Genomic DNA, 13114 nt, shown 5'->3' with positions numbered 1-13114 from the left:
GATAGTTATGATTCTAAGGAGTCTTCAAAGAAAGTCTTGTCTTTAATAAAAGAAAAAGGTTGCTATAATTTTGATAAAAGCACTATAAACAAAATGAATGTAAAAAATATCTTATTAGCGTTTTTAGTACAATTTATATTCGATTTATCATTATTTGCGGCTGATCCTATTTTGCTTAATTGTATTGAAACTCCAGGGATTTATGATCTTGAAACAAGGCCAAAAAGCTTTAACTCTTCAAATAATTTAAGAAGAAAACCTGGCTCTCCAAATAATGCAGCAGGAGAATTAATAAATGTAGTGGGTAGAGTTACTGATGTAAATTGCTTATCGATACAAAATGCTGTGGTTTCTATATGGCACGCAGACTCACTTGGCATGAGCTATTATGATGAAAATGTGGAGCTTGATCCAAATTTTGCTGAATCAGGAAGATTTGTAGTAAATAACCTTGGCTATTATAATTTTATTACAATAGTACCAGGTAAAATTGGTGATAGGGCTCCACACATCAACTTTTTGGTCCAACATCCAGATTTTCCAGAATTCACAACACAAATGTTTTTTGCTGATCATAATTGCGATAACTGTGATGATCTTCTTCTTGGTAATCTTATTGAGAGTGGACTTGCAAGCCTTCTGATAGCACCATTTACTTATAATGATCGTGCCATTAAGACCTACACGTTTAATATCACCTTGGGTGGGTATAACAAATTTTCTGATAAAAGATAAAACCCTTGCATATCAGGGGAGTTCATATTAGTCTTAAGCGCTGTTGTACTTAAAATGTATATGAAAAACATCTTACTAATGTTTTTACTATGTTTTATGTGCAGCTTACAATTATTTGCAACGGAGATGTCAACGATGAAGATAACAATTTCTAAAGCTTTACCTGATTTTGAAACGCTAGTAGTGGGTTTATTTGAAAATGATGAATTTATAAGTAACGTTAAGGTTTTACAAGATAAGCAAATTATAGAGAGCATCAAAAGATTTAGTGATTTCAATGGAGGTTTTGGTGAATTTTTCTCCATTACTTCATCAGAGGGAAAGAATGTTATAGTTGCCGGGCTTGGCAAGAGAGATGAATGGGATGAAAACAAAGAATTAAATATTGGCGGAAAAATATATTACGAACTAAGCAGATTAAAGATCAAGCAAGCGGCAATTTCAATCGAAGGCAATGCAGCAAATGTTGCATACGGTGCATTTTTGCGTAGTTTTAAGTTTGATAAGTATAAAACCAAAAAGGACGAGAAAATTACAGAAGTAGAGGAGATTACAGTGCTAGCAAAAGATGAGCAATTAAGTAGTGCTGAAAAATCATTTGAGCGTTTAAGACAAGAAGGTGAAGGCATATTTCTTGCACGTGCTCTTACCACTGAACCACCTAATGTTTTATATCCAGAATCCTATGCTGATCAAATAAAAACCGAGCTTACCAAGCTTGGCCTTGAAATCGAAGTGCTTGGTAAGAAGCAGATGGAAGAGAAAAAAATGGGAGCATTGCTTGGGGTAGCACAAGGAAGTAGTAAAGAGCCAAAATTAGTAGTGATCAAATGGAATGGAGCTTCCAAGGAACAAAAGCCTGTAGCTTTTGTGGGTAAAGGTATAACGTTTGATACTGGTGGAGTGTCACTAAAACCCTCACGTGGTATGGAGTCAATGAAGTATGACATGGCAGGCTCTGCCACTGTAGTTGGAGTGATGCGTACTTTAGCTGGACGAAAAGCAAAAGTAAATGCAATTGGCGTAGTTGCACTTGCAGAAAATGCAGTGGACGGTAATGCTCAAAGACCAAGTGATGTAGTAACTTCAATGTCTGGGCAAACAATAGAAGTATTAAACACCGATGCAGAAGGAAGGCTCATACTTGCAGATGCTTTGTGGTATACGCAGGATAGATTCTCACCTAAGTTTATGATTGATCTTGCAACTTTAACTGGTGCTATAGTGGTTGCACTGGGAAATAATGAATATGCTGGTCTTTTTTCAAATAACGATGAATTAGCAAATCATCTGATTGATTCAGGAAATGAAGTAAATGAAAAATTATGGCGCTTTCCTATGAATGAAACTTATAACAAAATTATTGATTCGCCGATTGCTGATGTGCAAAATATAGCTCCTGCAGGTTCTGGTGGAGATAGTATAATGGCTGCACAGTTTCTACAGCGTTTTGTAAACGACACTTGTTGGGCACATTTAGACATTGCAGGCACTGCTTGGCGCGAAAAAGGCACTGATATTTCTCCAAGAGGGGCAGTAGGTTTCGGTGTAAGGTTGCTAAATAAGTTGGTTGAGAAATACTATGAGATTAATAATTAAGGATCTTTGTATTGAGTTTATAGCTTAATTTACGGCTACATGAATGTCTATTTATAAGACGTAGAAAATGATATCATCAAAGTAACTTACATTTTCTTTTTTGGGAATTCTAAAGTTACGTACTTGAGCATCATCAAGAGAAAGTATTTTGTTCAAATGGTGGTTGTAATTATGTACTATTAAAACTTTAAAGCTATTTAGCATTGACGGTGTGTACTTAAGTGTTAAAATAAAGTAAGAAGTTTTTAGGAGTTTATATGGCAGCAGGCGGGAAAGCGAAAACAGCTAGTAAAAATAACCCTACTCAACGTAAGAAAGCTGAACAAAAAATGTATAAGGATAAGCCAGTAAAACCAGTTAGGTATATAGATCGTGATTCACGCATGAACTATATGTCAGCTCAATACGATAACGGCAATTTGGTTGGAGATGAGGTAAGTGGCAATCCTATAAAGTGGGAAGCTGTATAGTAATTGTGGTTAAAATTACTATTAATTCTAAGGAATGTGAAGTAGAGCATGGGCTCACTATAATTCAAGCTTGTGAAGTTGTGGGCGTTGAAGTTCCGCGGTTTTGTTATCATGAGCGTTTAGCAATTGCTGGTAACTGCAGAATGTGTTTAGTTGAAGTTGAGGGTGGCCCTCCAAAACCAGTAGCTTCTTGTGCAATGTCAGTTGCAGAGGGTATGGTTATTCATACCGATACTCCCAAGGTAAAAAAGGCGCGCGAAGGAGTGCTCGAGTTTTTACTAATTAATCATCCACTTGATTGTCCAATTTGTGATCAAGGTGGTGAGTGCGATTTGCAAGATATAACAATGGCTTATGGGAAAGGAATAAGCAGACTTGATGAGAATAAAAGAGCTGTGCCAAAAAAACATTTTGGTCCGCTGATTGAAACTGCAATGAATAGATGCATTCATTGTACTCGATGTGTTAGATTTTTGTCCGATGTTGCAGGTACAAATGAACTTGGAGGAATTGGCAGGGGAGAAAATATAGAGATTAGTACTTACATAAAAAGGCATATTAGCTCTGAATTATCTGGGAATATTATAGATCTCTGCCCGGTGGGAGCTTTAACTTCAAAGCCCTATTCTTTTACAGCGCGTCCATGGGAGCTATCACATTGCGAAACTATAGATGTGCTGGATGCTGTAGGAAGCGGTATTAGAGTTGATTATCGCGGTCCTGAAGTGATGAGAATATTGCCAAGGCTTAATGAAGAAGTGAACGAAGAATGGATATCAGACAAAACTCGCTTTGCTTACGATGGACTCAAAGTACAACGCCTCGATCGACCTTATATAAAAAAAGAGGGCAAATTAGTGCTAGCTGATTGGAGTGAGGCATTGACTTTTGCTGCAAAAAAACTAAAAGGCACGAAGCCAAACAAAATAGCTGCAATTGCAGGTGATTTAGCAGATTGTGAGTCTATGCTTCTGCTGAAGGAAGTGATGCATAAGCTTGGTTCAGTAAATCTAGACTGCAGACAGGATGGAGCAAAACTTATACCAAGTAATCGTGGATCTTATGTGTTCAATACCACTATCGAGGGTATAGAGAATGCAGATTTGTGTCTGCTTATAAATACAAATCCCAAAGTAGAAGCACCAATTATTAATGCACGTATAAGAAAGAGGTATTTACAAGGTAATTTCACTATTGCAAATATTGGTCCTAATGTTGAATATCTATATAATGTTGAAAGATTAGGTGATGGTCCAAACGTTCTAAAAGAAATAGAAGAGGGAAATCATAAATTCTGCGAGTTACTGAGTGCGGCTCAGAACCCTATGATAATTATCGGTCAAGATGCATTAATAAGAGATGATTCTGAATCAGTTTTAGCTCTAGCTGGCAAAATTGCAGAAAAATTTAACATGACCAGAGATGACTGGAATGGCTTTAACGTACTACATAAGGCTGCAGCAAGGGTTGGTGGACTCGATATTGGATTTGTTCCTAGCAAAGGTGGAAAAGACATTAATCAGATACTAAAGCAGGCAGAAAGTGGTGAGGTGGAAGTTGTTTATCTTCTTGGCGCAGATGAAATTGATACATCAAAATTAGAAAATACATTTGTAATTTATCAAGGACATCATGGTGATAGGGGAGCGCATATAGCAGATGTCATTCTACCTGGAGCTGCATACACAGAAAAATATGCAACTTATGTAAATACTGAAGGGCGAGTACAGAGAACAAATTTAGCTGTTTTTCCTCCTGGTGAAGCAAAGGAAGATTGGTTGATTATAAAAAATTTATCCCAATATTTGGGTCTTTCCTTGCTATATGATAGTTTATTTGATGTTAGGAAAAAATTAGACACTATTGGTCCACAGTTTAGAGATGCTGATCAAGTAGTAAAAAATAAATGGGTATCAATTGCCTGTAATGAGATCAAATTAAGTAATATCCCTTTCACTTTAAAAAAGTATGATTTTTATATGACAGACTCAATAAGTCGTGCTTCAAAAATAATGGCAGATTGTACTAAGGCTTTCCATGGACACGCTGATTAATATCTTATTTATTTTGGTACCGTTACTGCTTTCAGGTGCATATTTGGTGTACTTTGAGCGCAAAGTTATTGGTGCAATTCAACTGAGACATGGTCCAAGTGTAGTAGGGCCATTTGGTTTATTGCAGCCGTTTGCAGATGCTATCAAATTGATAATTAAAGAGCCGATAATACCATTTAGAGCAAACACCATACTGTTTATTATGGCTCCAATGCTCACCTTTATTTTAGCATTAATTGCCTGGGCAGTTATACCGTTTGGAGCTGAAATAATTACAGAAAACGGACAACAGATAGTAATCCCTAAGGTAATAGCAAATATTAATGTTGGAGTGCTTTATGTGCTAGCTGTATCCTCTTTGGGAATATATGGCATTATCATTGCGGGCTGGTCGAGTAATTCCAATTATGCATTCCTTGGCGCTATAAGGTCAGCTGCTCAAATGATTTCATATGAAGTTTCAATAGGTCTAATAGTTGCTACAGTTGTTATTACAACTGGTACGTTGAATCTCGCAGAGATGGTGGTAGCGAAACATAATATGCCATTTTGGATTGATTTGCTGATGATGCCTATAGGAATAATATTTTTTATTTCTTTGCTTGCCGAAACTAATCGTCACCCATTTGACTTACCAGAAGCTGAAGCAGAGCTTGTCTCTGGGTATAATGTCGAGTATTCATCAATGCCTTTTGCTCTCTTTTTCTTGGGAGAATACGCAAACATGATTTTAGCAAGTGCTATGATGACAATATTCTTTCTAGGAGGATGGTATCCCCCATTAGAGCTTAGTTTACTGTATAAAATTTCAGGTTTGATTTGGTTCGTCTTGAAAATAATTTTATTATTGTTCATATTTATTTGGATTAGAGCTACAATACCTCGCTATCGTTATGATCAATTAATGCGTCTTGGTTGGAAAGTATTTTTGCCAATATCGGTGCTTTGGGTGATACTCATTTCAGGGGTGTTGCTTTTTACTGGGAATTTGCCTGGATCCAATGTTTAATTTCCCAAATACAAGGTTAAGGCGTAGGCGCTCAAGTCAGTGGGTTCGCGATTTAACGAGTGAAAACACTTTATCGGTAAATGATTTGATTTTTCCTCTATTTGTTCATGATAGAAAAGAAACAATTGAGCCAATTTCTGGCTTACCAGGGGTAAAGTGTTATTCAATAGATGGATTAATTTCTATAGTTCAGAAAGCTAAGGACTCGGGGATTAATGCTGTTGCAATTTTTCCTGTAGTTGATGGTAAACTAAAATCTGAAAACGCCGAGGAAGCGTATAATCGTGACAATTTAATCTGTAAAGCAATTTGTGCTGTAAAATCAAATGTACCGGATATTGGCATTATTGCAGACATTGCACTAGACCCATACACTACTCGCGGTCATGATGGCATTTTAAAAAGCAGTAGGATAGATGTAGAAAATGACGAGACTGTGTCAGCATTATGTAAGCAAGCACTTGTTTTAGCAAAAGCAGGATGCGATATAGTTGCTCCTTCTGATATGATGGATGGCAGGATAGGAAAAATAAGAAAAACATTGGATGATAATAACTTTCAGAATGTCTCAATATTGTCCTATGCAGTAAAGTACTGTTCTAGCTTCTATGCGCCGTTCAGGCAAGTTGTCGGTTCGTGCGCATCATCAAATTTCATCGACAAAAGTGGTTATCAAATGGATTATAGAAATGCACGTGAAGCAATCTGCGAAATCGAAATGGATATAGATGAAGGTGCAGATTTTATTATGATAAAGCCGGGTATGCCATACTTAGATGTAATAAAAACAGCAAGTGAAAAGTTTAATTTTCCGATTTTTGCTTACCAAGTAAGCGGTGAATACGCAATGATAAAAGCTGCAGCAAATAATGGCTGGCTGGATTATAACAGAGTGATTTATGAGTCCTTAATTGGTTTTAAACGTGCAGGTGCAAGTGCAATATTTACCTATGCTGCACTTGATGTTGCAAAAAATTTGGTATCTACTTAGCAGTGTGGAACATCTAAGTAGGTAGCTGGCCGAAGTGACTTGACAAATCTTCCCACTTTCCTTATCATATCAATAAGAGTATTTATCCTTGTTTTTAATCTCTGCAGATTTAATAACAAAAATTCAGTAAAAAACTCAGGTATATATTGGCAGATTACATAAAATTATAGCGGCTGCATGTCTTTTTTATTTTTTCTACATTTAGCCAAAACACGCTTATTTTAAGCGTTAGCACATTATTACAATGCCAATTTACATTATTATAGGGTCAAAACTCACTACTGGGGGATTCTTTTGCCTTTTTTTCGTCTGGTAAATTTTTTAATATTTATAGTTAAAGCTTCAGGCCAGCGCGTGACCAGTTCTTATTACCTGTTCTGGGTCCCAGTACTGGGATGATGCCATCATAGAGATCAGCCACTTGAATGATGCCCATATTTCAGTACGTATAACGGTGTTATTCCATAGTTTGAGATCAGATGTAAGAATATTGAAGATGTCATTCCAGTACTGGAATCTAGAAAAAAAGAGCCAATCCCTGGGCACTGGGATGACGATAGAAGGGGCAACGGTTATTGCTAAACTTAGATCGTTTTTAATTATTTGCCTTTTTTCTATGCAAGAAGTGTATTGATAAGTCCATTACAATTCAGTATTGTGAAAAATATAAGTCAAGTGTTAGTTAGGACATGGGGATTTTTTTTCAATTTTTGGGTAAGGTGCTAGGCAAGGTTTTTCCTGCCAAAATAGTAAGCTCTTTTTTAGGAGTAGGATATTTACCGGGTTGGCAGCATTATTGGTCTTCTTTTCTAATATTATTTATTACCGACATTATATTAATGCTTACATACGGAGGTGATTTTATACTATATAAAATGCTGAATTCAGGCATAGTTGTAGCTGCTATTTTTACCAAGCTAGCAATAGTTATGTTAGTGCTGCAATTAGTTGGCATATCTATTTTTCATACTCAAGATCCTTCAGCCAGCAGTGATGAGAATATAGTAATACAAATAGCATCAGGACAGGTGATGACTGTTGCGCTTTCGATGCCGGCAATAATGTCAATTTATTATATTGTAAGTAAATTCTATTTAGGTATATGCAAGGCAATACTTCAATGTCCATTTTGGTTTAATGATCTTATGCATTTGTTCTTTTTCTTTATAATACCTTATTTATTTTTTAATATTGTAGAAGTAATAAAACCATGGCCGATAAGTACGATACAGCTTAGTTATAACAATACAATATCAATCACATTTGAAGGGATTTTTCATGTGTTTTATGCAGTGATTTTATTGTACTTGACTGCATTTATATTCTGCGATCTGACTATGCATGATGCGATTGTCTTGAATAAAAGCATATTTGAGTATGTAAAAGAAAGTTCAATAGCCTTAAGTGACTATTTCCATGGCACTATTAAAACACTATTAAAAAAATAAGTATAGAATAGTACTTATTTGCTTATATATTTAGTTTAAAAGATATACAGTTTGCGTGAATCTACAGGATATAATAAAGGGGCTACAAGATTTTTGGGCTGATGAAGGATGTGTTATACTTCACCCATATACGTCTGAAGTTGGAGCTGGAACACTACATCCTGCAACAATCATGTCAGCGATTGACGAAAAATCAACAAAAATTGCATATCTGCAACCAGTAATAAGACCTGCAGACGGACGCTATGGCGACAACCCTAATCGCTTATATCAGCATCATCAATACCAAGTTATAATAAAACCATCTGGCAGCAATTTGCAAGATGTTTACTTAAATAGCTTAAAAGCTCTTGGTGTATCGACAAAAGAATATGATATTAAGTTTATTGAAGATGATTGGGAAAACCCAAGTGTTGGTGCATCCGGTCTTGGCTGGGAGGTTACATGCAACGGAATGGAAGTAACACAACTTACTTATATACAGCAAGTGGGAAGTATTGACTGCAGAATAATTCCTGGTGAAGTAGCATATGGGTTAGAGCGTTTAGCAATGTGCATACAGGGTGTAGATAATGTTTACGACATAATGTGGAATGATAGTGGTGTAACTTACGGAGATATTTTCAAACAAAGAGAGTATGAGTTTTCTTACCTGGCACTTGATTATTATGATACTAAAGTAGTACAACGGCAGTTTGAGGACACAGAAAAACTGTGTAAATTCCTTATCGAAAAAGAATTGCCAGTAGCAGCTTATGACCAATGTATTAAAACTAGCCATCTACTTAATCTACTTGATGCAAGAGGTGTGCTTGGTGTGAATGAACGTACAGCCTATATTGGTAGAGTGAGAGAGTTAACAAAAAAATGCTGTGAATTATATAGAGCGAAGTAGAATATGTTGTCACAATTATTGTTTGAATGTCTTTCAGAAGAAATTCCATCAAGAATGCAGAATTCATCTGCAGCTCAGGTTAAGAGCTATATCATTAATGCTTTTAGTAAAAATAATGTGAAATTTGCATCTATAGAAGTTTATGTGACTGCACGTCGCATTGCTCTTTTTATTGATGGCATAAGTGCTTTGGAGCTAAAAGATTCTAACAATGAGATTAAAGGACCAAGAGTTAATGCACCGAAAAGTGCTATCGAAGGTTTTTTGAGAAAAAATCGGAAAGGTGAAGAAGATTTACTCATTCGCAAAGTAAACGATGAAGATTTTTACTTCATTAAGAGAGAAAGCTGCTTATTTAACATCAGCGGGTTTCTCAAAAATCAACTGGAGGAAATGCTAAAAAACTTTTCTTGGCCAAAGAGTATGAGATGGAGTGAAAGAAAAGAGAGATGGGTTAGACCAATTAAAAATATTCTATGTATTTTAAATGACGAAATAATACCCATATCTTTTGCAGGGGTTACAGCATGCAACGTGACGTATGGTCATAGGTTTCTTTCAGGTGATGCAGTACTTACTGTTAAAACACCCAAAGACTATTTTGAATTGTTAGAAAAAAATAATGTCATTCTCCAGTTGGACAAAAGAAAGCAATTTATACTAGATCAGATTAATAAGTTTACAAAAGAGGAGAACTTACAACTTGAAAAAAATGATTATTTACTTAATGAATTGGCAGGGCTTATAGAGTGGCCAATAGTATTATTTGGTAAAGTAAAATCATCAGAGTTACCGAAGGAAGTAATACTTAGTATAATTAACATGCAGCAAAAGTATCTTGCTTTAAGTAATGGACAGAAAATTTCACATTTTGTTACTGTTGTAAATGTTAACAATAATGAAGTTGTCAAAGGTCATGAAAGAATATTAGAAGCACGTCTTGCTGATGCCCAATTTTTGATGTCTCAAGACAAAAAGGAAAACCTAGATTACTATGTCAAAAAATTGAGCTCTATTTCATTTCATGCTTCGCTCGGTAGCGTAGAAGAAAAAGTGAAGCGTATTATTACTCTGTCAAAGTATGTAGCGATATTTATTCCACATGCTTCACTAATTAAAGTTGAACGTGCTGCATATTTAGCAAAGGCAGATCTTGCAACGTTGATAGTAAAAGAATTTCCGGGATTGCAAGGAATAATGAGTGGATATTACGCTTCTTACTTTCAAGAAGATAAAGAAGTAGTAGAAGCTATAACTGAGCACTATAAGCCAATCGGATCGGAACAAGAATGCCCTAAATCTCCTACTGCGATTGCTGTAGCTATTGTAGACAAAATGGATAGTTTGGTTGGTTTAATTGCAGCAGGTGAGAAAATCTCTGGTTCGTATGATCAGTTTGGTTTGCGGAGAATGACAATTGGTATAATTAGAACAATACTTGAAAATAATTTGCATATTCCAATTAGGCTACTGATAGATAAGTCAGTATCTTTATGTTCAAGACTTCTCTTTAATAAAAATACAACACCAGTTGATAAGCCAAATGAAAAACAAATTTCAGAGCTAGTATTTAAATTTTGCTTAGAGAGGTTCAAGGTTATTTTAAAAAATAGAAATATAAGGCAAGATATTGTAGATTCAATAATATATAAAATCGATATTAATGATCTGCTGACAGCAGAAAAGCAAACTGTTATATTGGATCGTTATCTTAGTACGCCAGAAGGTGAACAGGTTCTAAGCACTTATAAAAGAGCCAGTAACATGATGAGCAAAGTGAGAAAAAGTGATGGCACTACTTATAATGCATCTTACAGTAAGAAGTTTTTGATTGAAAATGAGGAGATTGCGCTATCAAATTGTGCTATAGCTGCTTGTAAAAACATAAAACAAGCGATAGAAAATAACGACTTTAATACAGCGCTTGATGAACTTGCTCGTTTTGCTCCATTTATCAATCAATTTATGGACAGTGTAAAGATTAACTGTGATTCTAATGAGCTTAGAATAAACAGGTTATCTTTGCTTGCAAATGTTGTTTCTACCTTTCATTTAGTAGCAGAGTTTAACCTTATACAGGTTAAACAATTGATAAATGCTCAGGCAATATAAGGAACAAATCAAATCATCTCCACAATCCTGTGGCGTTTATAAGATGGTTGGAGATAAGAATAAGGTTTTATACATTGGTAAAGCAAAAAACTTGAAGTCGAGGTTATCCGACTACCTTCAATTCGAAAACCTTTCTGAACGAATCAGAGTAATGATCTCACGGGTTATTAAGGTTGAAATATTCATCACTGAGAATGAAATCGAAGCATTGCTTCTTGAAGCACAGTTAATAAAATCGTTAAAACCATCTTATAATATTTTGCTTAGGGATGGAAAATCTTATCCTTATATAACAATTTCTAAGCATGATTATCCAAGGATAGCAAAATATAGAGGTAAGTTTAAGAAGAATGAGTTTCATTACTACGGCCCTTTTCCATCTGCTGCTGCTGTTAAGAACACTATATTATCATTGCAAAAAGCTTTTCTCTTAAGAGTATGTTCAGATCAATATTTCTCTTCAACAAAAAGACCATGTCTTGAGTATCAAGTTAAGCGCTGTTCAGCACCATGCGTAGATAAAATTACAAAAGATGATTACTGCAAATCAGTAAAACAAGCACAAGATACTCTGCTAGGAAGGAATAAAGAAGTGCAAAGACAGCTATTTTCTACAATGGAAAAGTGCAGTAGGGAGATGAATTACGAGCTTGCTGCTGTCTATAGAGATCGATTGAAATTTCTTCAGCAAATTCAAATGCAGCCAATGGATTTTTCTTTTGAAGAAGATGCAGATTTCTTTAGCGTTGTACGTGAGGCAGACTTAGCATGCATTGGTGTACTATCTTTCAGAGATAAAGGTAACTATGGAAGCATTCCTTACTTCATTGAGAATTGTAGTGATCATCCAAATGATAAAATTTTATCCACCTTTTTGGTCAATTTGTATAATCCAGTTAGCACGCCACCAGCACAAATTTACGTTCCCGATTTTATTAAGGATAAGGAAATTATAGAACAAGCACTTTATGCTCTTACTCAAAAATCAATAAAAGTTTTGTATGCGAAAAATAGTAAAGAGCGTGATTTGTTGAATTTTATTTACAATAATTCTAAGCATAGCCTAGAGCAGAAGATTACTGATTATAGAAATAACCTAGAAAAGCTCGAAGAGCTTAGGAAGATTTTCTCGTTACCAAATATTCCAAAGCGTATCGAGGTTTATGATAATAGCCATATATCTGGAAATCAACAAGTTGGTGTGATGATTGTTGTAGGGCAGGAAGGTTTTTTAAAAAGTGAATACAAAAAATTTACTATAAAAGAAGAAATTTCAGGTGATGACTATAAAATGATGAGAGAAGTGCTGACTAGACGTTTCTCTGGCAATATAAAAGATATAATCCCTGATTTTTTACTGATTGATGGCGGTCCAGGACATGTTTCCATAGTGCAGAATGTATTGGAAATATTGAATATAAAAGTTCCTTTTGCTTGTATGGCAAAGGGTCATGATCGTAATGCAGGAAATGAAAGATTTTATGTGCCAAGCAGAGAAGAATTTACTCTAGCAAGTGACAGCAAGGTCATGCTTTATTTACAATTACTGCGTAATGAAGCTCATCGTTTTGCAATAACTTCGCATAGAAAAAAACGCGATAAACAATTTTTTGCTTCACAATTAAGCAAAATATCCGGTGTTGGCAGTAAAAGAAAGAAGGCACTCATGTCTCATTTTGGTTCGGTAGAAAACATAAGCAAAGCTTCTCTAGCTGAAATTCAAAACGTACCTGGAATTAGTAAAGGTTTAGCAGAAATCATTCTTCAACACGTAAATTCTAAGAAAGGTACTCCTAAATAG

At 35.4% G+C, this 13114-nt stretch carries 10 protein-coding genes; all 10 read left to right on the top strand.

What is annotated here, in order from left to right; genetic code table 11:
• Positions 1 to 93: 93 nt before the first annotated feature.
• Positions 94 to 735, top strand: a complete 642-nt coding sequence (locus tag ABWU64_RS05180; protein WP_341815720.1) for a protocatechuate 3,4-dioxygenase — start codon at positions 94 to 96, stop codon at positions 733 to 735.
• Positions 736 to 870: 135 nt separating this feature from the next.
• Entirely contained in the window at positions 871 to 2334 is a 1464-nt protein-coding gene (locus tag ABWU64_RS05175) for a leucyl aminopeptidase (RefSeq protein ID WP_353279462.1), read from the top strand.
• Positions 2335 to 2591: 257 nt separating this feature from the next.
• Positions 2592 to 2804, top strand: a complete 213-nt coding sequence (locus ABWU64_RS05170; RefSeq protein WP_015588209.1) for a hypothetical protein — start codon at positions 2592 to 2594, stop codon at positions 2802 to 2804.
• Positions 2805 to 2809: 5 nt separating this feature from the next.
• On the top strand, positions 2810 to 4858 hold the full coding sequence (gene nuoG, locus ABWU64_RS05165; protein WP_353279461.1) for an NADH-quinone oxidoreductase subunit NuoG: 2049 nt from the start codon (positions 2810 to 2812) through the stop codon (positions 4856 to 4858).
• Complete coding sequence (nuoH, locus tag ABWU64_RS05160) at positions 4842 to 5867, top strand: NADH-quinone oxidoreductase subunit NuoH (protein WP_353279460.1); 1026 nt, start codon at positions 4842 to 4844, stop codon at positions 5865 to 5867. Before nuoG ends, nuoH begins: the two co-directional genes overlap by 17 nt.
• Positions 5860 to 6858: a porphobilinogen synthase gene (gene hemB, locus ABWU64_RS05155; RefSeq protein WP_353279459.1), complete on the top strand. Its 999-nt coding sequence runs from the start codon at positions 5860 to 5862 to the stop codon at positions 6856 to 6858. Before nuoH ends, hemB begins: the two co-directional genes overlap by 8 nt.
• A gap of 689 nt (positions 6859 to 7547) precedes the next feature.
• Entirely contained in the window at positions 7548 to 8306 is a 759-nt protein-coding gene (locus ABWU64_RS05150; protein ID WP_353279458.1) for a phosphatidylglycerophosphatase, read from the top strand.
• 55 nt (positions 8307 to 8361) lie between these two features.
• Positions 8362 to 9201: a glycine--tRNA ligase subunit alpha gene (locus tag ABWU64_RS05145; RefSeq protein WP_015588214.1), complete on the top strand. Its 840-nt coding sequence runs from the start codon at positions 8362 to 8364 to the stop codon at positions 9199 to 9201.
• Positions 9202 to 9204: 3 nt separating this feature from the next.
• The gene (gene glyS, locus ABWU64_RS05140; protein WP_015588215.1) at positions 9205 to 11313 is read left to right on the top strand and encodes a glycine--tRNA ligase subunit beta; all 2109 of its coding nucleotides are present in this window, start codon (positions 9205 to 9207) and stop codon (positions 11311 to 11313) included.
• The gene (gene uvrC / locus ABWU64_RS05135; protein WP_353279457.1) at positions 11297 to 13114 is read left to right on the top strand and encodes an excinuclease ABC subunit UvrC; all 1818 of its coding nucleotides are present in this window, start codon (positions 11297 to 11299) and stop codon (positions 13112 to 13114) included. Before glyS ends, uvrC begins: the two co-directional genes overlap by 17 nt.

It is taken from the genome of Wolbachia endosymbiont (group B) of Xanthorhoe designata (assembly GCF_964028585.1).
Lineage (GTDB): Bacteria > Pseudomonadota > Alphaproteobacteria > Rickettsiales > Anaplasmataceae > Wolbachia.
Note: the sequence above shows the minus strand (reverse complement) of the source record. Positions and strands in the feature narration are given on the sequence as shown.

Bases quoted from the DNA above. Each gene is read 5' to 3' on its own strand.
- glyS (WP_015588215.1), top strand. From the start codon at position 9,205: ATGTTGTCACAATTATTGTTTGAATGTCTTTCAGAAGAAATTCCATCA.
- uvrC (WP_353279457.1), top strand. From the start codon at position 11,297: ATGCTCAGGCAATATAAGGAACAAATCAAATCATCTCCACAATCCTGT.
- nuoH (WP_353279460.1), top strand. From the start codon at position 4,842: ATGGACACGCTGATTAATATCTTATTTATTTTGGTACCGTTACTGCTT.
- ABWU64_RS05175 (WP_353279462.1), top strand. From the start codon at position 871: ATGAAGATAACAATTTCTAAAGCTTTACCTGATTTTGAAACGCTAGTA.
- ABWU64_RS05150 (WP_353279458.1), top strand. From the start codon at position 7,548: ATGGGGATTTTTTTTCAATTTTTGGGTAAGGTGCTAGGCAAGGTTTTT.
- hemB (WP_353279459.1), top strand. From the start codon at position 5,860: ATGTTTAATTTCCCAAATACAAGGTTAAGGCGTAGGCGCTCAAGTCAG.
- ABWU64_RS05170 (WP_015588209.1), top strand. From the start codon at position 2,592: ATGGCAGCAGGCGGGAAAGCGAAAACAGCTAGTAAAAATAACCCTACT.
- ABWU64_RS05180 (WP_341815720.1), top strand. From the start codon at position 94: ATGAATGTAAAAAATATCTTATTAGCGTTTTTAGTACAATTTATATTC.